Genomic DNA, 19,917 nt, shown 5'->3' on the forward strand with positions numbered 1-19,917 from the left:
TTCTCCTTCTTCGGATCAGGCGTCGGTGCCCCGTCCGGCATCGCTGCCCGGAGCACCGCTGTTGGGTGCGGCGCCCTCGCGGCCGGGCGTTCGGCCCGGCAGGTGGACGTCTGTGAAGGTGGTATCTGCGCCGGGCTCGGGGGCAGGGCTTCGCCCTGGTCCCGCGGTTGCCAGCACTTCATCATGTTCCCACGTTCTGCCGGCAATGTAGCGAATCGACGAGTTTGCTACGGCGAGGAGCGGAACGGAAAAGAGCGCACCGGGGATCCCGGCGAGGTAGGAACCGGCTGCGACCGCCAGGATCACGGCCACGGGGTGGAGGGATACGGCCTTGCCCATGACGAGCGGCTGCAGTATGTGGCTTTCCAGTTGCTGGACCAGGAGCACGATCGCCAGCATGATCAGGGCGTTGACCGGTCCGTTGGCGACAAGTGCCAGCAGAACGGCGATGGCGCCGGTGACCAGCGCGCCGACCACCGGGATGAAGGAACCGAGGAAAACCAGCACGCCCAGCGGCAGCGCGAGCGGCACGCCGATGATGGCGGCGCCGACGCCGATTCCCACAGCGTCCACGAACGCGACGAACATCTGGATGCGCGCGTAGCTGACCATGGACGTCCAGCCGCGGCGGCCCGCACCGTCGGTGGCGCGGCGCGCGTTCCGGGGCATGAGACTGACCAGGAAGGCCCAGATCCTCTCACCTTCCAGCAGGAAGAAGATCAGCACGAACAGCGCCAGTACCAGGCCTGCGGCGAAGTGCCCGGCCGTGCTCCCGAACGTCAGGGCACCGCTGAGGATACTGCTGCTGTTGTTCTGCAGCGCGGCCGTGCCTTCCTGGACGTATTTGTCGATCTGGGCGGCCGTCAGCTGCAGAGGGCCTTCCGACAGCCAGGTCTGGACCTGCTGGACGCCCGTGAGTGCCTGGGACCACAGCTCCCCGAACCCCTGGGCGAGCTGGCGCCCCACCAGTGTCAGGGCGCCGATGATCAGGCCGATGAAACCGAGGACCGTGATGGCGACGGCGAGCCCTTTGGGCACGCTCCGCTTGGCCATCCAGCGCACGGCAGGGCTGAGGAGCCCCGCCAGCAGGGCGGCCACCATCACCGGGATGATGAGGAAGCTGACATGGCTGAGCAGCCAGATCAGGCCCCCTAGCACCAGCAGGATGAGCCCGGCGCGCCACGCCCAGGCGGCGGCGATCCGCACGCCGTAGGGAATGTCCTGGTCAATCTGTCGGTCGGTCCGCACCCGGGCCCCGGCACGGGATCCGGCCCCGGCCGCGGAAATGGCGGGTGTTGTGGCGGGTGCGGCGTCCTCAGCTGGCGTCATAGCCCCATAATTCCCTAGCAGCCGTTCAATAGGAAACCGGCAACGGGCAAGTGGAAACCAGCAAACGGCGTCCGGCTCTCCGGGTCAGTCCGCAGCGGCCGTCAGCGAGGAGGAGATGCCCCAGCTCATGGAGAACTGCTCCCCCGGCGCCAGCCAGCGAAGTCCCTCGCCGCTGTTGAACGCATTGGCCGGCCCGGTCATCGGCTCAATCGCGACCGCCTTCGTCCGGCCCGGAAATTCCGTCGTCACGAAGACGTGGACGTACGCGCAGTTCGCGTCCTGCCAGAGGCTTACCGTCCGCCCGTCAGGTGCCCGCAGCGTATGCCGGGCGACGCCACCGTCGAACTCCAGGTCCGTATAGGCCGAATCGAGGTCCAGGTCCCCCACCGGCCGGCCGTCGCGCAGATCGAACTCGCCGCCAACCGGCGTGGTGCTGCGCGGAATGAGGCGGTCATCGGCGACAAGCCGGGTCCGGGCATTCACGCTGACCGTGAGCTCCTCGCTGGGCACGTCCCCCAGCCGCAGGTAGGGGTGGGCGCCGAGCACGAACGGCGCGGGATCCTGGGAGTCGTTGATGAGGGTCTGGCGCACCACCAGCCCGAGGTCCTCGGCCAGTTCGTAGCGGACCCGGTGCCTCAGCAGGAACGGGTAGCCGTGCTGCGGGAACACGGCCGCTTCCAGGGTGACGGAGAATTCGTCCTCGTCCACGAGTTCGTAGGAAGAGTTCCGCAGCAGCCCATGGCTGGCGTTGTTGCGGGAGACCTCGGTGATGTCGAGCTGCAGTTTCTTGCCGTTTAGATGCCAGACGCCGTCCTCCACCCGGTTGGCCCAGGGCGCCAGGGTGATCCCGGTGGCGCCGGGCGGGATGTCAGCGTCGCCGTAGGTCTCGGTCAGGGCCGTGCCGCCGCGGCTGTAGAGGCGCAGCCCGGCGGCGAGTTCGGTGACGACGGCCAGGGCGTCGCCGCGCCGGAGCTCGTACTGCCGCCCGGACGCGTACCGCCGCACGGCGCCATTGGCGGAAGATGCAGTGCCGGATGCAGAATGTGTCGCTGTGAGATCCATGGTGACCACCGTACAGACCACCCGGCAACCCGTATACCTTGGATCCATGACTTCCAGAAGCGCAGGTGCCAGGCCATGAACCCTTCCCTGGACAGCGGCGGGCTTGCCGCGCGGTTTGAGTCGGTCTTTGGCGCCCGGCCCGACGGCGTGTGGCGGGCACCCGGACGCGTCAACCTCATTGGCGAGCACACGGACTACAACGAGGGCTTCGTCCTGCCGTTCGCGATCGACCGGGCAGCCCGGGTGGCCGTCAGGGTCCGGCCGGACTCCAGCGTGCGCATGCTGTCCACCTTTGGGAACCAGGGGCTGACGACGGCGGACATCGGCGCCCTGACCCGCGCCGGCGCCCGGGGCTGGACCAAGTACCCGCTCGGCGTCATCTGGGCCCTGCAGCAGCAGGGTCTCCCGATCCCCGGCGTGGACCTGCTTCTGGATTCCGACGTCCCCCGCGGCGCCGGCCTGTCGTCCTCGCATGCGATCGAATGCGCCGTGATCTCCGCGCTGAACGAGCTCACGGCCGCCGGGCTCTCCGCCCAGGAGATGGTCCTGGCTACCCAGCGGGCCGAAAACGACTTCGTCGGCGCGCCCACCGGCATCATGGACCAGTCGGCCTCGCTCCGGGCCACGGCCGGCCACGCCGTCTTCCTCGACTGCCGGGATCAGAGCGTCCGCCTGGTGCCGTTCGACGCCGACGCCGCGGGGCTGGTGCTGCTGGTCATCGACACCAAGGTCTCGCATTCCCACGCCGACGGTGAGTACGCGGCCCGGAGGGAATCGTGCGAACTTGCCGCCGAAGTGCTCGGCGTAGCGGCCCTGCGCGACGTCGGACTGGAGGACCTCGAGGAGGCCAGCGGGCTCCTCGACGCGGAGACGTTTCGACGCGTCCGCCACGTGGTCACGGAGAACGACCGTGTGCTGCAGACAGTCGAGCTGTTGGACTCCCTGGGCCCGGCCGCCATCGGCCCTTTGCTGGATGCCTCCCACGCCTCGATGCGGGATGACTTCGAGATCTCCTGCGCCGAACTGGACCTTGCCGTGGATACGGCGCGGTCGGCCGGCGCGATCGGCGCGCGCATGACCGGCGGCGGCTTCGGCGGCTCCGCGATCGCCCTGACCCCCGCGGGCTCGGCGCATCGGGTGCGTTCCGCCGTCGAACGGGCCTTCGCGCAGGCGGGGTATGCCGCACCGGAGATCTTCGGCGTCCGCCCCGCGGCCGGGGCCATGCGACTGGCGTAGGCGGGGCGTAGTCTGGGCGCATGCCAGAGGCCGTCATCGTTTCCACTGCCAGAAGCCCCATCGGGCGTGCCTTCAAGGGCTCGCTGAAAGACGAGCGGCCGGACGATCTCGCCGCCGCTATGGTCACGACGGCCCTCGCCGGAATCCCGGCGTTCGACGCGGCTGCCGGGCCGGGCCGCGGCCTGGATGACATCTATCTGGGCTGCGCCGAACCGAGCGGCGAGGCCGGCTCCAACATGGCCCGGGTGGTCAGCATCCTGGCCGGGCTGGACCACGTTCCCGCGGCCACCATCAACCGTTTCTGCGCTTCCAGCCTGCAGACGCTCCGGATGGCATTTCACGCCGTCAAAGCCGGCGAGGGACAGGCGTTCGTTGCCGCCGGCGTGGAGTCGGTGTCCCGTTACCGGGACTGGGCCGGCGCCGGCGAGACCGACGCGAGCACCCACAACCCGCGCTTCGAGGCGGCCAGGGAACGCTCTGCGGCCACCGCGGCCGCCAACACGCCGTGGACCGATCCGCGGCTGGGAGGCCGGATGCCGGACGTATACATCGCCATGGGCCAGACGGCGGAGAACGTTGCGACGAGCTATGGCATCGGCCGCGCGGAGCAGGACGCCTGGGCGGTGCTCAGCCAGAACCGGGCCGAGGCGGCCATCGCCGCCGGGTTCTACGCCCGCGAAATCGCGCCCTACACCCGTGCCGACGGCTCGGTGGTCGATCGCGACGATTCACCGCGGCCCGGCGTGACGGCCGAGGCCGTCAGCGCCCTGCAGCCGGTCTTCCGCAACGGCGGCACCGTGACGGCCGGCAATGCGTGCCCGCTCAATGATGGGGAGCCCGGATCGTCTCCACGGGTGTCAGCGCCCTGTCCCCGGAGCTGATGGGCATGGGCCCGGTCGAGGCCACCCGCCGGGCGCTCAGCCTCGCCGGGCTGACCGTCCGCGACATCGATCTCGTGGAGCTCAACGAGGCTTTTGCCGTCCAGGTCGTGGCCAGTGCGCGGGAGCTGGCCATCGATCAGGACAAGCTGAATGTCCACGGCGGCGCGATCGCCCTCGGACACCCCTTCGGCATGACCGGCGCACGAATGACCATCACCTTGCTCAACGGGCTCCGCGCCCGGGACGCCTCCCTCGGCCTCGCCACGCTGTGCGTCGGCGGCGGCCAGGGCATGGCGGTAGTGTTCGAACGGCTCAGCTGACGCTGTCCCGCTAAGGCGGCGCTGCCGGGAGCACCCGGCCGGGGCCGCCGGCCGGGAAAATCGAAGGGCCCCGCCAGCGGCGGGGCCCTTACTCGGAAAGCAGGTTGGACAACCAGTGCGTTCCGGAAACGACGGCGGTTAGTCGTTGCCGCGGAGAATCGACAGCAGGCGGATGATTTCGACGTAGAGCCAGACGAGCGTGACCGTGAGGCCGAACGCGGCGGTCCATGAGAAACGCTGCGGGGCTCCGGCGCTGATGGCCGCCTCGATGCTGGTGAAGTCCATGATCAGCGAGAACGCGGCCAGGCCGATCGCCAGCACACCGATGAAGACGCCGAGCGGGATGCCAAAGATCTCCACGCTGGTGCTCAGGCCGAACGGCGTGTTCACGGCCCCGGTCCACATCATGACGAGGTTGACGAGCGCGAACACCGCGTAGCCGATCAGCGCGATCATGAAGAACCGCATGAGCTTGGGCGTCGCCCGGACCTTGCCGCTCTTGAACAGCACCAGCGTCACCGCGAAGACGGAAAGCGTCCCGACGACGGCCTGGATGCCGACTCCCGGGTACAGGTTGTCGAGGATACGGGTCAGGCCACCGAGGAAGAAGCCTTCCAGCAGCGCGTAGGCCAGGATGAGCGCCGGAGACGGCTGCTTCTTGAAGGTGTTGACCATGGCGAGGGCGAAGCCGCCCAGCGCGCCAAGGATCATCAGCATGGACCCGGTGCCCTGCGGGACCGCGAGCGCCATTGCGGCGCCGACCACCAGAACGGCGAGGCACCCGGCAGTCTTGATGATGACGTCGTCGTACGTCATCCGGCCGATGTCAGCGGGGCCGGCCGCCGGCCGGTTGTACAGGTCCTGGAGCTGTTCCTGGGTCATCCCCTGCGGGGCCTGCCCATAGGCGTTCTGGCCATAGGAGTTCTGGCTGTAGGGGCCTTGGCCGTAAGAGCCTTGACCGTACGGAGCCTGCGGGGCAGGCGGTGCCTGGGTGGCTTCGCGGAAATTCTTTCCGCTGAAGATCGGGTTTCCGCCAGGTGCCATTACGGGTGTCCTCCAAGATTAGGGTGCGGGGTTGATCCGGTGCGATGCGGATAATTACGGTGCGAATTATTACGGTGCGGATAACTAAATGCGGACAATACGAATGGGACTGTACATAGTCACGCTACCAATTCCCACGGGCGGCAGGGAGGGATAGTTCCCCCTTGCGGCCGCCGCAACCGAACCGTGACCTGAAGGCGAGGGATCGGCGGTGCCGGATCAGGCCCGGGCCATTCGCACGGGGCGCCGGCCACGCCGGACAACGGTGTCCGCGGCCAGAGTCCCCGCGGCCAGCACAACCGCCTGTCCGTCCCCGCGGAAGTCGTTGAAGGGCTTCGACGGATCCCCCTTTGACTCCGGGAGCGGGCCGGGAACCGGCGCCGGCGTTCCCGTGCCGCTGGTGACGATGACGTCGTCGACGTAGATGTCGGCCATTTGCTGGTCGTGTTCGGAGCCGAGTTGCACCATATCCACCGTCGTCGCCGGAATGCTGACCGTGCCCGCATAGACGGAACGCCCGTCCCACCAGATTTGGACGTTCGTCCCGGGACCGTTCGGGACAACATGCATGACCAGCCGGTGCCAGGAATTCGTGGGCACATCCTGCCGCAGGGTGGTGTACGTGAAGCCTTCGGGTGTAGAAATCCGGAGCATCAGCTCATGGGAGACGTTTTGACGGAAGACATCCATGACGCGCAGGCGGCCGGAAAAGAACCGGAAGTAGGGAACGTTGTTCCCCACCTGTCCCTCTCCAGCGATGTTGAACCAGCCGTCCGCATACGCTTCTGTGGTCCCGGGCGTCAGGCCCACCGTCATCTTGGCCATGGAGCCGGGCGCCGTGGTGGTGTGCAGGACGGCGGCGCAGTTTCCGGAGTGCGACAGCCCGGCGGACACCGAGACATGACCTGTCCCGGAAGTGGAAACGCCGAACCCGTCCAGCGTGCCCGCTTCGAAACTGGAAGCTGCCGCTGCCGTCCCCGGATAAGGAACGGAAGGTGGCCCGACAGACGGCGTGCAGGCTTGTGCCCCGGCAGTCACGGGGCCGAGGCTGAGCGCGGGAATACCCAGAATCGCCAGCACAACTGAGCCCGCGAGGCATAGCTTGACCACCCGGTTCATCGGTCGGCCCTCCAAGATCGGCCCCTGCTATCGGCACCGGACCCGGGTTCCGGACTGAGGGACCCGGACGTGGCGTCCGGACTTCGGTTCTGGACCTCGGCACTGGACTCCCGCACTGGGCTCCAGGTTCTGGCGCTCTTCGCACCATAACCCGGGAGCACTTGGAAAAAGCTTGGAGCCCCGGCTCCGGCGAGTTGGCTGAACTGGCCCGGCTGACCCCCGCCCGGCGACGGCACGCGTCCCGGGCCGGGCCGCGCGGATCGGAGCCCCGTTGTCCCACTGTTTAGGCATACTCGGACTCAACAAAAGTTTTCTTTAGCAACCCTAAAGTGAGGCTCCGGCGCGACTTCACGGTTGTTACCCGATCGCGACGTTCTGCCTGCTCGCAGCGGCATTCATTAGGCCGCCCGGGCTGTAGCATAGGCCACACAGGGTGACGGACATCACAAGCCGGATCCCTGACCGTTCGCAGCGGTTGCAAAGGCGCAACCCACAGCACCCCCATGTGGAGGTTTTCAATTTGAGAAGCACAACGAGCGGCCTGTCGCAGCGACGGCGCGGCAGACTATTGAGGACTGTGGGGGCCGTATGTGCCGCCATAGCCGCGCTACTGCTCATCGTTGCCCCGGCATCCAGCGCTACGACCCCCTCGCCGACACCATCCCCGTCGGCTACCGAGTTCACCAACAGCATCAGCGGCTTCTTGCGCGGCGACGACCGCGCGCCGATCGCCGGGGTCACCATCACCGCCACGAACGGCGACTTCACGGGAACCACAAAATCCGGAGCCAACGGCGCCTGGACCATCGGAGTCCCCACCCAGGGAACCTACGTGGTCAAACTCGATGACTCGACGCTCCCGAAGGGTATCAAGCTCGCCGAGGGCCAGGAGAACCCCCGCAAGGTCACCTTCAGTCAGACCTCGAACCTTTCGGTGATCTTCGCCTTTGGCAAGGGCATTGTCGTCGAGGAGCAGAACTTCTGGCAGAACCTGCTCAACCGGTTGGTGGCCGGCCTGAGCTTCGGCCTGCTGCTTGCCCTGGCGGCCGTCGGCCTCTCGCTGATCTTCGGCACCACGGGTCTGACGAACTTCGCCCACGGTGAGATGGTCACGTTGGGCGCCGTCCTGGTGTTCGCCTTCAACGCCATGCACCTGCCGTTCTGGCTGGCCATCATCCTGGCCATCATAGGCGGCGGCTTGTTCGGTTACGTCCAGGATGCGGGACTGTGGAAACCGTTGCGGCGCCGCGGAACCGGGCTTGTTCCGATGATGATCGTCAGCATCGGCCTGGCTCTGGCCGTGCGTTATGTGATCCAGTTCTACTTCGGCGGCGCCACCCAGCAGCTGCCGTTCGCACAGAGTGCTGAGATCCTGATCGGTCCGGTTTCCATCTCCCCCAACAACCTCTGGTCCCTCCTCATCAGTGCCGCCGTGATCGCCGCCCTCGGCGTCGTCCTGCTCAAGACCCGCCTCGGCAAGGCCACCCGCGCGGTGGCCGACAACCCGGCGCTGGCCGCGGCCTCCGGCATCGACGTCGACTCCGTCATCCGGATCGTCTGGGTGGTCGGTGGCATGCTCGCCGCCCTCGGCGGCATCCTCTGGGCCTACTACCGGCCCGGCGTCACCTTCGACATGGGGTCGCAGATCCTGTTGCTCATCTTCGCCGGCGTCACGCTCGGCGGCCTCGGCACGGTCTGGGGCGCCCTGGTCGGTTCCATCATCGTCGGCATCTTCGTTGAGCTGACCACCGTGTTCGGCCTCGCGGCCGACCTCAAATACGTGGGAGCGTTGTTCATCATGATTGTTGTCCTCTTGTTCCGGCCTCAGGGCATTTTGGGCCGCCGCGAGCGCGTGGGTTAGGAGACAGCCATGGATTTCGGATTCATTTTTTCCAGCGCCGCCGGCGAACTGTTCAGCCCGACGACGGCTGCCTACGCCCTGGCCACCCTTGGCCTTGCGGTCCACTTCGGCTATGCCGGCCTGCTCAACTTCGGCCAGGCGGGCTTCATGGCGGTGGGAGCCTACGGCTTCGCCATCTCCACCCTGACGTTCCACGTGCCGTTCTTCGTCGGACTGCTCGTCGCCGTCGTCTGTTCGGCCATCTTTGCCCTCCTGCTGGGCATCCCGACGCTGCGGCTCAGGGCTGACTACCTGGCCATCGTGACCATCGCGGCGGCGGAAATTGTGCGCTATGTCGTCACGACCAACCAGTTGACCGCCGTCACCGGTTCGGCCAACGGCCTGGCGGCCTTCGAGGGCGATTTCTACGCCATGAACCCCTTCCCTCCGGGGACCTATATCGGCATGAACAACCGCGACTTCTTCATCCGGGTGGTTGCCTGGGCCGTTGTGGCCGTGTTCTGCCTCCTGGTCTGGCTGCTGATGCGCAGCCCGTGGGGCCGGGTCATCAAGGGCATCCGCGAGGACGAGAACGCCGTCCGGTCGCTCGGCAAGAACGTCTACGCCTACAAGATGCAGGCCCTCATCATCGGTGGCGTGCTCGGTGCCCTGGCGGGCATGATCTTCACGATCCCCCGCGGCGCGGTCCAGCCTGCCAACTACGGCACGGAACTGACCTTCTTCCTCTACACCTGTCTGCTGTTGGGCGGTCTGGGCACCGTCCTTGGCCCGGTGGTCGGCGCCATGATCTTCTGGGTGGTGCTTTCGCTCACCCAGGGCATCCTCTATGGCCTGATCGAGTCCGGGACCATCACCTGGCTGAACACGGTCCAGGCCGGGCAGCTGCGTTACATCCTGGTCGGCGTGGCGCTCATGCTGCTGATGATCTTTAGGCCCCAGGGCGTCCTCGGCAACAAGAAGGAGCTGGCATTCGCATGAGCATTCCAAGCGAAGAGTCGCGCGGCGAACCCCGCATGTCGGAAGAGACCGACTACATGACGGACACCCGTCCGATCGCCGCCGGAGAGATCGCCCCCGGCTGCAAGAAGCGTGATCCGATCGTGGTGGCCGAAAACGTCACCCGCAGCTTCGGCGGCATCAACGCCGTCGACGTCCAGCACCTCGAGATCCCGCGTCACAAGATCACGGCGCTAATCGGCCCGAACGGTGCCGGCAAGACCACCCTGTTCAACCTCCTGACCGGATTCGACACCCCAAATTCGGGCAGCTGGCAGTTCGAAGGCCAGAGCATTGCGGGTGTCTCCTCCTACAAGGTCGCCCGGATGGGCATGGTGCGCACCTTCCAGCTCACCAAGGTCATGGGCAAGCTCACCGTCATGGAGAACATGCGTCTGGGCGCCTCCAACCAGTCCGGCGAGAGGCTCTCCAAGGCCCTGTTCAAGGGCATCTGGGGCGGCCAGGAGAAGAAGATCACCCAGGAAGCGAACGTGCTGCTGGAGAAGTTCAAGCTGGACGCCAAAAAGGACGACTACGCGGCGTCCCTGTCCGGCGGCCAGCGCAAGCTGCTCGAAATGGCACGCTCGCTCATGGTCCGGCCCAAGCTCGTGATGCTGGACGAGCCGATGGCCGGCGTGAACCCGGCCCTGACGCAGTCGCTGCTCGATCACATCAAGAACCTCAAGTCCGAGGGCATGACGGTCCTGTTCGTCGAGCACGACATGCACATGGTCCGGCACATTGCCGACTGGGTCGTCGTCATGGCCGAAGGCAAGATCGTCGCCGAGGGCCCGCCCGCCGAGGTCATGAAGAACCCCGCAGTGATCGACGCCTACCTCGGCGCCCACCACGACGTCGACCTCGGCGACGCTGAGGGCATCAAGGAACTGGCCGCCGAGCTGGTGGCCGACGAGGACTCGATCGTCGGCACTGAAAACGCCGGCATCATCTCCGCCGACGTCCTCACCACGGAGGCGGAGGAGCCGAACGGGACAGCGCACGGCCGCCGCAGCTCCGAGGAGCCGAACCGCACTGATGAGTCGGGCAGCACAGCGCAGCCGAACCGCACAGAGAAGGACACAGAATGAGCGCCACCAGCGCGGCACCCTCCGCCCATCCCGCCTTCGAAGGGGACTCGGTCGTCAAGGTCACCGACCTCGTGGCCGGCTACATTCCCGGTGTCAATATCCTCAACGGCTGCAGCATCGAGGCCCGGAAGGGCGAACTGATCGGCATCATCGGCCCCAACGGCGCCGGCAAGTCCACGCTGCTGAAGGCCATGTTCGGCCTGGTCAAGGTCCACTCCGGCTCCGTGGTGGTCCGCGGGCAGGACATCACCGGGCTCAAGGCCAACAAGCTCGTCAGCCGGGGTGTCGGGTTCGTGCCGCAGACCAACAACGTGTTTGCGGCCCTGACCATCGAGGAGAACCTGCAGATGGGCATGTTCCAGCGGCCCAAGGACTTCTCCCAGCGCTTCGACTTCGTCACCAGCCTGTTCCCGGAGCTGGGCAAGCGGCGCGCGCAGCGGGCCGGTTCGCTCTCCGGCGGCGAGCGCCAGATGGTGGCCATGGGCCGGGCGCTCATGATGGATCCGGCCGTGCTGCTGCTCGATGAGCCGTCGGCCGGCCTCTCCCCTGTCAAGCAGGATGAGACGTTCCTGCGGGTCCACGAGATCAACCGGGCCGGCGTCTCCGTCATCATGGTGGAGCAGAACGCGCGCCGCTGCCTGCAGATCTGTGACCGCGGCTACGTGCTGGACCAGGGCAAGGACGCGTACACGGGCACGGGCCGGGAGCTCATGAAGGATCCCAAGGTCATCCAGCTCTACCTGGGAACGCTCGCGGACACCGTCGAGTAGTTCTGCTTCGGGCAGTATCCCGAGCAGAGGGGCCGTCACCAGCCGGTGGCGGCCCTTTTGCATGCCCGGCGTGCGCGGTAGCGGGAAGTTGCACCCGCTGGAGGCTCCGGGCGCACTTAGCCCCACCGGGCGCCTCCGCAGCCACTTGCCAGGCGCCTGCGCATCGCGCTCCCCGGCGGCTCCCTCCCCAGGCACGCCCGGACAGAGATCCCTGCCGCCGTGGGCCCACCCGGCGGGCCCCTCACCCGAGCCAGTTTCCGCACCGGATTCGGACCAGCGCCCCTCGGATCCGGGCAGCCCTCGTCCGATTCCGTGGCGTATTGCCGGTTCCGTAGCGTATTGCCGGTTCCGCGGCCTCCCGATGGCACACAGCACCCCTCCCAGCGCTTCGCCCTCCACGGAGCCCACCTCACGACGCCGGTCCACTCCCGGCGCCCTCACGTCCCGTCTCCGCACGGGTTCCGGACCAGCGCCCCTCGGATCCGGGCAGCCCTCGTCCGGTTCCGTAGCGTATTGCCGATTCCGTGGCGCCCAGCCGGCTCCGTAGCCCCCGCCTGGTTCCACGGACCCGGAGCTGTTGCCCCGGGTCTCCGGAGACGCAAAAGACCCCCGCCCGGTGAAGGACGGGGGTCTTCGGTGTGTCGAGGGGAAGCGGCTTACAGCTTGCCGAATTCTTCCTTGACGGGGACGTAGGTGTTGTCATCCTTGTACTCGTAGATGCCGATGTACGCTTCCGTGGGGTCGCCGGCGTCGGAGAACGTGACTGGACCGGACTGGCCGTCGTAGTCGATGTCCTTGCCGTTACGGAGCAGGGTGACGCAGGACGGGAAGTCGTTGCACTTCTCGCCGCCCTGGGAAACGTCCTTCAGGTGTGCGGCGATGTCGACGCCCTTGGTGCTCTTGGCTTCCTCGGCCGCCAGCGCGATCAGGTTCACTGCGTCGTAGGACTCGCCTGCGTAGCTGTAGTCCTTCAGCGCCGGGTCAATCGCCAGGAGCTTCTTCTTGAAGTCATCCTTGGCGAAAGTGCCCGGGATGGTGCCCTGGGCGCCCTTGAGGGTTCCCGGCTGGAAATCCTTGCTGTAGTCGGACATGTTGCCGTCCACCATGAAGATCTGGTTGGGCTTGACGCCCTTGCCCGTCATGAGGGGGACAATGCTCTTGGCCTGGTCGAAGGTGATCAGGGCAATGGCGTCCGGCTTGGCGGCGAGAACCTTGTCCACCTGGCTGCTGAACTGGGAGTCGCCTTCATTGAAGAGTTCCTGGGCAACAACCTTGCCGCCGGCTGCCTCGAAAGCGGCCTGGACGTTCTTTGCCAGGCCCGTGCCGTAAGCGTCGTTGAGCACGATCATGCCCAGGGTCTGAGCTCCACAGGACGCCATGTAGTTGCCGAGGACCTTGCCCTGGAGCACGTCCGAGGGGGCGGTGCGCCAGTAGAGGCCCTTGTCATCCCAGGTGGTGAAGTCCGGGGACGTGTTGGCCGGCGAGAACTGGACCACGCCGGCGCCGGTGATCTGGTTGATCACGGTCTTGGATACGCCCGAGGAGGCTGCGCCGATGATTGCGCTGACGCCCTGCCCGAGCAGTGCCGTGGTGGACTGGGTGGCGATGTCGGTCTTGGTGTCACCGGAGTCACGGTGGATGACCTCGACCGGCTTGCCCAGGACGCCGCCGGCGTCGTTGATCTCCTTGATGCCAAGGTTCACGCCGGCAATTTCGGGCGGGCCGAGGAAGGCGAGGGAACCCGTGGTCGGCAGGAGCGAGCCGATCTTCAGGGGCGTTTCGGTGGTGGTGGCCGAGGCGGGGACGGACCCGCCCGCGTTAGCGGCGGTGGTTCCGGCGCCGGAGGCGCTGGGGGCCGGGCAAGCGATGCCGGCGGCCGCGGCTGAGCTGGAGCCCGACGAACTCGGGGTGGACGAACCACCACAAGCCGTAGCCAGAAGGGCGACGCCGATGCTAAGCGCTGTCAGCTTAGCGATGCGGGGCGCAACCTGGGGGAGTGAAGTCATGTACAAGCTCCTCGATCTAAAGGTGCGAACGGCCTTTGACGCGAAAGATCAGGTGTTCCTGATTCCACTTCAAGCTAGTGCAAATTTGACGCGAAAATAAGTGACTACGGTCACATCCTTATAACACTCGTTGCATAGAGGAAATCTGGACGGTTCCCTGCGGTCTTTTGGCGCGCGGCGGAGGCATCAAGGGACAGGACAGAACCGGGAAACGGGCCGCCAGCGGAGCGGCGCGGCGTGGGGCCAACGTGCGGCGTCGAGGGACAACAACACTGCGTAGCGTAAAGATGTGCCCCAGGTGGGACTCGAACCCACAACACGCGGATTTTAAGTCCGCTGCCTCTGCCAATTGGGCTACTGGGGCGCCCGGTCCATGGTATCCCGTCGCGGGCCGGATCAGCCCGAAAAAGGGCCTGCGTAACGGAAGGTGCCGCTCACGCCGCCGGGCCAGACGGCGAGCGGGAGAAGCTGGAAGTGGGCGCCCCAGCCTGCCTCCGGCGGCTCCACCCCGAGGGACGTGGACGGCACGAAGCCGAAGCGGGAGTAGTACTCGGGGCTGCCCAGTAGCGCGATCCCCCGCTCCCCCGCGGCGTTGGCCCGCGCCACAGTCTCCTTCATGAGCGCGGTGCCGATGCCGTGGCGCTGCAGCCGCGGCAGGACGCTGATCGGCCCGAGTCCCAGGAGCTCGAGCTCCCCCACCCACCCGCGGGTGCTGATGACGTGGCCCACCACCTCGCCGTCGAGTTCCGCGACAATGCTGAACTCCGGCAGGTACTCGGGGCAGTCGAAGAGCCGCCGGAGCAGGCCAACTTCCTCCGGCTCGCCGTCCACAGGCAGTCCGGTCACCGGGGAAACGGCGAAGGCCGCGGCCGTCAGGGCCAGGATGGCGGGACGGTCTTCGGGCTGCTCCGTGCGCAGCACGAGCGTCGGCGCGGGGCCTTCCCGGCGGTTGTCCGCCGCCAGCTCGTGCAGCACTTCCAGCGCCCGGTCGGCGTCGGCCACCGGCACCAGGAGATGGTCATGGTGGAAGCCCGCCAGCACGTTGCAGCTGATCTTCGCCTCGGTCAGGGCGGCGCCGACGGCGGCCGTCAAACCCACCGCTTCCAGCGAGGAATGCACCTCAAGGGTTATCCAGGCCCCGACAAAGTCGTAGGACAGCCCCATGCTGTCCGCGTCGGCCCGGGGCATCACACCGGTCAGCCCCTCGGCTTCCCGGACGGCGGCCATGATTCCGCCGGCCAGCGGCCTGCCGTGCGGCCACAGGACATAGACGAACTCGCCTCCGCGGCGGACGGGATGCATGGCTGCCAGAAGCGTGGGGAGATCCTTTTCACCGGTCATGGACTTCAGTCTAGGCGCGGGCCTGCACCGCCCAGCCACCACGGTGGCGGAACCAAAAAACGACGGCGGCTGCTCCCCTGGGGGAACAGCCGCCGTCGTAGGCCAACTGCCAGCTAGCTGGCAGCAGTTACGGCAAGTACGCTACTTGGCGTCTGCCGGGACCGATGCCTTGGCGTCCACCTTCGACTCTGCCTTGGCGTCGGCCGCAGGCTTGGCTGCTTCCGGGGCCGGGACAGCGGCTGGCTTCGGAGCCGGAGTCGCTGCGGTCACGAAGGCGCCGCGCGGGTTGTCCAGGTCCATGAGCTGCGTGGTGTCGCGGCCCAGGAAGAAGGCCCAGAACCAGCCGGAGATCACGCGGATCTTGCGCTCAACGGTGGGCATGGCCATGCCGTGGTAGCCACGGTGTGCCAGCCAGGCCAGCGGGCCCTTGAGGCCGATGCGGCCAATCAGGTTGATGTTCGCCACGCCCTTCCATTCGCCGAAGCCGGCGACGGCGCCCAGGTTCTTGTGCTTGTAGTCCGTGAGGGGCTTGTTCCAGCGGGAGGCCCACAGGTTCTTGGCCAGGCGCTTGGCCTGGCGCAGGGCGTGCTGGGCGTTCGGCACGCAGGTGCCGTCCGGCAGGCCGCTGCCCGTGAGGTCGGGAACGGCAGCGATGTCGCCGGCAGCCCAGGCGTTGTCGATGATGCCCTCGTCGCCGGCGATGCGCAGGTCGGCAAGGACGCGGACGCGGCCGCGCGGTTCGAGCGGGAAGTCGGTGGAACGGACCATCGGGTTGGCCTGCACGCCGGCAGTCCAGACAAGGGTGTCAGTTTCGAATTCCTGGGCCGGGGTCTTGTCCGGGAGGTTGATGAGCTTCAGGGAGCCCTCGGCGTTGTCGAGCGAGGTGTTGAGCAGGACCTCGATGCCGCGGCTGCGGAGGTGTCCGACGACCCATTCGGCCTGCTGCGCCGTGACCTCGGGCATGATGCGGCCCATGGCCTCGACCAGGACGAAGCGGACTTCTTCCTGCTTGACGCGGGGGTTGTTCTTGACCGCGGCGCGGGCGAGGTCTTCCATTTCGGTGATGCACTCGATGCCGGCAAAGCCGCCGCCGACGACGACGAAGGTCAGGGCGCGGGCACGCTCGACGGGGTCGGTCATGAGCGAGCCGGTCTCGATGCGTTCGAGGACCTTGTTGCGCAGGGCAACGGCTTCCTCGATGGTCTTCAGGCCGATGCCCTTGTCCGCCAGGCCCTTGATCGGGAACGTGCGGGTGATGGCGCCGGCAGCCAGCACGACGTCGAAGTAGGGAACCTCGAAGGTGTCGCCGCCGTCCGCGGGGGCGACGACGGCGGTGCGGTTGGCGTGGTCGATCGAGGTGACGCGGCCCTCGATGAGTTCGGTCTGCTTCAGGTGCATGCGGTGCGAGACCACCGCGTGGCGGGCCTCGATGTTTCCGCCGGCAACTTCCGGCAGGAAGGGCTGGTAGGTCATGTAGGGCAGCGGATCAACGAGGGTGACGATGCCACCTGCATTCGCGATCTTTTTCTGCAGTTTGAGGGCTACATACAGGCCGACGTACCCGCCGCCGACGACGAGTACCCGGGGACGGTCCTGGAGCTGAAGGGAGGATGCCATGCGTCAAGAATACAGTAGTTTGTGAAAACCTTCACTAACTATGACGGGTGGCTGGAATCCACCGAATCGGCGGCTCCCGGCCCGGCTCCCGGGCCGGGCCGGTCCGGCCGTTCGGGCGTGTCAGCGCCTTCCTTGGGCGAGCTGCGCATCGCGGCCCGCAACTGGAAGGCGGCGGCGGCAATGATGCCCACAAACAGGAATCCGAAGCCCAGGACCACGGCGGCCGGCACGGCGCTGTCCAGCTGCGAGGGCTTCTCCGCGACCGGCACGGTCGCCTCAGGCAGCGTGGGGGCGGCGCTGGAGGGCGCGGGCGTCGCAGCAGGCGCCGTCGTGGCCAGGTTGCCGCGCCGCTGAACCCGGATCCAGTCCGAAATGGACCCCAGCGGATTGACCTTGGTTTCGGGCACATCGGCCTTGAGGGCGGCCTCGGCGTTGAGGACGCCGAACCCGTAGAGCGGATCCTTTCCCGGAGCCCCGGCGTCCTTGGCCGTGCTGACGATCCTGTTGATCACCTGGCTCGCGGACATCTCCGGCCATTTGGAGCGGATCAGGGCCGCGACGCCGGCCACGATGGGGGTGGCGCCGGAGGTGCCCGCCCACTCGGCATAGCCGCCGCCGGGCATGCCGCCGATCAGGTCTTCAGCGGGAGCGGCGACGCCGATGCTGATGCCCTGGGAGGACGCGTCGATGCTGGCCGTTCCGTTGCGGTCCAGGCCCGCGACCGTGAGGACACCCGGAATCGTGGCCGGGGCGCCGACCTGGACGTTTCCGCCGACGCGGTTGCCCGCGGCGGCCACGATCACCACGTCCTTCTGTTCGGCGTAGAGAAACGCCGCGTCCCAGCTCTGCGGCCACTCCGGCGACGTGCTGCCGAGTGAAATGTTGATGACGCGGGCGCCGTTGTCGACGGCCCAGCGCACGGCCTCCGGAATCTGGTCCTGGTCGCTCTTGCCGCCCGGGTTGGCGGAACCGAGCCAGGTCGAGACGGACAAGATCTGGGCCTCAGGGGCGACGCCGACCACCCCGTCCGGGCCGGCGTCCGAGCCCGCGGCCGGGCCCGCGGAGGCACCGGCACTCGGCTTGGCGGTCGCACTGGCGGGCTGGTGTCCGCGCCCTGCGAGCATCGTGGCCACGAGGGTTCCGTGTTCGGGTTTGGCGCCGATGCTCTCCTGCCCGTTGGCACCGCCGGCGCCGGAGATGTCGGCGCCGCCGGCAAGCACGCCCGCTAGGTCCGGATGCGTGCCGTCCACGCCGCTGTCAATCACAGCGACTTTGACACCGGCGCCCTTGGACACTTCCCAGGCTTTGGTGATGCCCGATTCGGCGAGCCAGTATTCCTTGTCCCGCCAGGAGTCGGCGTGGGCGGGCGCGGCTGAGGTCAGCGCCGCCGCGGACATGCCGCCGGCAAGGGCCAAAGCCATCAACGCGGAGGCGGTCCGGCGGTGCCGGGCTGTTGCTCTGGTCATACAGGTCCTATCGGCGGATGCGCCAGTGGCACAAGCACTCTGTCGGTACACAACGGCTAGTGCACTACTGCTGGTGCGACATCAGCTGATGCTGAGGGCAATTCCGTCAAGAATATCGTGTTCGCTGGCCACTGCCGTGGTGATGCGGCCGGCCGTGACGTCGGCCAGGCGCTCCAGGACCCGCCGCCACACGAGGCCGCCGGCGCCAATCACGTCCACCCGCCCGGGGTGCATGAACGGCAGCGCGGCCCGCTCTTCCCGGGTCATGTCGAGCAGTTCGGTGCAGGCTTTCCGCACCGCGTCCAGGTCCAGTTCGGTGCCGTGGATTGCGGCCGGCGAATACTCCGGCAGGCGCAGCGCATGCGCCGTGATGGTGGTGACGGATCCGGCCACGCCGACGACGGCGGTGGCGCGTTCCAGCGGCACGGTGCGTGCCGCCTCGCTGATGGCGGCGTCGACGTCGGCCTCCGCCGCTGCGATCTGCTCCGGGGTGGGCGGATCGCTGCGCAGGTGCCGTTCGGTCATCCGGACGCAGCCGACGTCGACCGAGCGGGCGGCGATGACGCCTCCGGCGTTGCCGAGCACGAACTCCGTGCTCCCGCCGCCGAGGTCCACCACGAGCACGGAGTCGTCGCCGCGGGAGGGCAGGACGCTGCTGGCGCCGGCGAAGGACAGTGCGGCTTCCTCATCGCCGGTGATCACCTCGGGCTCGACGCCGAGGATGGCGCGGATGCCGTCGACGAAGACCTGCCGGTTGCTGGCGTCGCGGGTGGCGGAGGTGGCCACGAAGCGCACCTTTTCCACCCCGTGCTCGCGGATGAGGGCGGCATAGTCCCGGGTCGCGGCAAACGTTCGCTCCAGCGCTTCCGGGGCGAGTTCGCCCGTCGAGTCCACGCCCTGCCCCAGCCGGACCACGCGCATTTCCCGCACGACGTCGGTCAGCCGCGGGGCGGGCTGCCCGGTCGCGGCGTCCGTGCCGGTACCCGTGTCTATGTCTGCGTTTATATCCGCGATCAGCAGGCGGATCGAGTTGGTGCCGCAGTCCACGGCCGCGACCCGGGTCATTTGGTCTCCTCCGTGCTCGCGGTGCCGGCGGCTTCCGCGCCGTCTGCAGCACCGGCGGCTTCCGCGCCTTCTGCAGCACCGGCGGCTTCCGCGCCGCGGGACTTGCGCACGGGGGCGGGCCGGCCAACGATCTCCGGCAGGCCCTGCGGTCCGTGGCGGCTGAGGTCCCGGGACGGGACCTCTCCCCCGGTGTCCCAGGCGCCGTCGCAGTAGCAGCGGTCCGCGGTCCACCACTCGGCGATGGCGGCGATCGCCTCGTCACCGAGCGGGTTCACGCCCGCTCCGGCGGCCAGCGAATGGCCCACGAGTACATGCAGGCATTTGACGCGCGTCGGCATTCCGCCGGCGGAGACGCCGTCGATCTCGGGCACGGCGCCAATGCCGGACCGGGCGCCGATTTCTGCGCGTGAGGCCAGGTACGCCTCGTGGGCGGCGCGGTAGCGCGCCGCGAGATCGACGTCGGCGGCGAGCCGGACGTTCATCTCGTTCATCAGCCCGGCAGCCTCCAGCCGCGACACCGCGGACGTGATCACCGGGTGCGTGAGGTAGAACGTGGTGGGGAACGGCGTGCCGTTGCTCAGCCGCGGCGAAGTGGCGGCCACGAGCGGGTTTCCGCAGACGCAGCGGGCGGGGATCTCGACGACGTCGCGCACCGGCCGGCCCAGCTGGCGGCTGAGGACCTCGAGGTCGTGCGGTGAGGGTTGGCGGGAGGCCGC

Annotated in this window: 15 protein-coding genes, 1 tRNA gene and 1 pseudogene; 6 read left to right on the forward strand and 11 right to left on the reverse strand. The window is 67.7% G+C overall.

The annotated features are described in order from the left end of the window. Positions 1 to 15 precede the first annotated feature (15 nt). Both ACVWZ7_RS05680 and ACVWZ7_RS05685 read right to left on the reverse strand, forming a co-directional pair. Complete coding sequence (locus ACVWZ7_RS05680) at positions 16 to 1,329, reverse strand: AI-2E family transporter (protein WP_456507238.1); 1,314 nt, start codon at positions 1,327 to 1,329, stop codon at positions 16 to 18. 84 nt (positions 1,330 to 1,413) lie between these two features. Next, a complete protein-coding gene (locus ACVWZ7_RS05685; protein WP_456507239.1) occupies positions 1,414 to 2,391 on the reverse strand; it encodes an aldose 1-epimerase family protein in 978 nt (325 codons plus the stop codon). Positions 2,392 to 2,466: 75 nt separating this feature from the next. Between ACVWZ7_RS05685 and galK the strand changes: the two genes are divergently transcribed. Next, positions 2,467 to 3,627: a galactokinase gene (gene galK / locus ACVWZ7_RS05690; RefSeq protein WP_456507240.1), complete on the forward strand. Its 1,161-nt coding sequence runs from the start codon at positions 2,467 to 2,469 to the stop codon at positions 3,625 to 3,627. A 20-nt stretch (positions 3,628 to 3,647) separates the two neighbouring features. Continuing rightward, positions 3,648 to 4,828: pseudogene (locus tag ACVWZ7_RS05695) on the forward strand (acetyl-CoA C-acetyltransferase). A gap of 138 nt (positions 4,829 to 4,966) precedes the next feature. On the opposite strand, the gene ACVWZ7_RS05700 reads toward ACVWZ7_RS05695, so the two are convergent. Together ACVWZ7_RS05700 and ACVWZ7_RS05705 are read right to left on the reverse strand one after the other, a co-directional pair. Continuing rightward, entirely contained in the window at positions 4,967 to 5,872 is a 906-nt protein-coding gene (locus tag ACVWZ7_RS05700; RefSeq protein WP_456507241.1) for a Bax inhibitor-1/YccA family protein, read from the reverse strand. 219 nt (positions 5,873 to 6,091) lie between these two features. Continuing rightward, entirely contained in the window at positions 6,092 to 7,006 is a 915-nt protein-coding gene (locus ACVWZ7_RS05705; protein WP_456507242.1) for a hypothetical protein, read from the reverse strand. A 562-nt stretch (positions 7,007 to 7,568) separates the two neighbouring features. On the opposite strand from ACVWZ7_RS05705, the gene ACVWZ7_RS05710 reads away from it, so the two are divergent. Genes ACVWZ7_RS05710 through ACVWZ7_RS05725 form a run of 4 tightly spaced genes read left to right on the forward strand, consistent with a single transcriptional unit; the run spans position 7,569 to position 11,706 of the window. After that, positions 7,569 to 8,852: a branched-chain amino acid ABC transporter permease gene (locus tag ACVWZ7_RS05710; protein WP_202615791.1), complete on the forward strand. Its 1,284-nt coding sequence runs from the start codon at positions 7,569 to 7,571 to the stop codon at positions 8,850 to 8,852. Between the two features lie 9 nt (positions 8,853 to 8,861). After that, complete coding sequence (locus tag ACVWZ7_RS05715) at positions 8,862 to 9,830, forward strand: branched-chain amino acid ABC transporter permease (RefSeq protein WP_116765995.1); 969 nt, start codon at positions 8,862 to 8,864, stop codon at positions 9,828 to 9,830. Beyond that, positions 9,827 to 10,936: an ABC transporter ATP-binding protein gene (locus ACVWZ7_RS05720; RefSeq protein ID WP_456507243.1), complete on the forward strand. Its 1,110-nt coding sequence runs from the start codon at positions 9,827 to 9,829 to the stop codon at positions 10,934 to 10,936. Before ACVWZ7_RS05715 ends, ACVWZ7_RS05720 begins: the two co-directional genes overlap by 4 nt. Continuing rightward, a complete protein-coding gene (locus tag ACVWZ7_RS05725) occupies positions 10,933 to 11,706 on the forward strand; it encodes an ABC transporter ATP-binding protein (RefSeq protein WP_116765994.1) in 774 nt (257 codons plus the stop codon). Before ACVWZ7_RS05720 ends, ACVWZ7_RS05725 begins: the two co-directional genes overlap by 4 nt. A 656-nt stretch (positions 11,707 to 12,362) precedes the next feature. On the opposite strand, the gene ACVWZ7_RS05730 is transcribed toward ACVWZ7_RS05725, so the two are convergent. The 7 genes from ACVWZ7_RS05730 to ACVWZ7_RS05760 form a co-directional block, all read right to left on the reverse strand. Beyond that, positions 12,363 to 13,712: an ABC transporter substrate-binding protein gene (locus tag ACVWZ7_RS05730; RefSeq protein WP_344364226.1), complete on the reverse strand. Its 1,350-nt coding sequence runs from the start codon at positions 13,710 to 13,712 to the stop codon at positions 12,363 to 12,365. A gap of 290 nt (positions 13,713 to 14,002) precedes the next feature. Next, positions 14,003 to 14,076: transfer RNA gene (locus tag ACVWZ7_RS05735), tRNA-Leu, on the reverse strand. Between the two features lie 32 nt (positions 14,077 to 14,108). Next, entirely contained in the window at positions 14,109 to 15,053 is a 945-nt protein-coding gene (locus ACVWZ7_RS05740; RefSeq protein WP_456507244.1) for an N-acetyltransferase, read from the reverse strand. Positions 15,054 to 15,194: 141 nt separating this feature from the next. Then, the gene (locus ACVWZ7_RS05745) at positions 15,195 to 16,670 is read right to left on the reverse strand and encodes an NAD(P)/FAD-dependent oxidoreductase (RefSeq protein ID WP_456507245.1); all 1,476 of its coding nucleotides are present in this window, start codon (positions 16,668 to 16,670) and stop codon (positions 15,195 to 15,197) included. A gap of 38 nt (positions 16,671 to 16,708) precedes the next feature. Next, on the reverse strand, positions 16,709 to 18,136 hold the full coding sequence (locus ACVWZ7_RS05750) for a S8 family serine peptidase (protein ID WP_456507246.1): 1,428 nt from the start codon (positions 18,134 to 18,136) through the stop codon (positions 16,709 to 16,711). Between the two features lie 81 nt (positions 18,137 to 18,217). Continuing rightward, complete coding sequence (locus ACVWZ7_RS05755) at positions 18,218 to 19,201, reverse strand: Ppx/GppA phosphatase family protein (RefSeq protein ID WP_456507247.1); 984 nt, start codon at positions 19,199 to 19,201, stop codon at positions 18,218 to 18,220. Further along, a complete protein-coding gene (locus tag ACVWZ7_RS05760; RefSeq protein WP_456509068.1) occupies positions 19,198 to 19,866 on the reverse strand; it encodes a DUF501 domain-containing protein in 669 nt (222 codons plus the stop codon). Before ACVWZ7_RS05760 ends, ACVWZ7_RS05755 begins: the two co-directional genes overlap by 4 nt. Positions 19,867 to 19,917: the final 51 nt, after the last annotated feature.

Source organism: Arthrobacter sp. TE12232 (genome assembly GCF_054062615.1).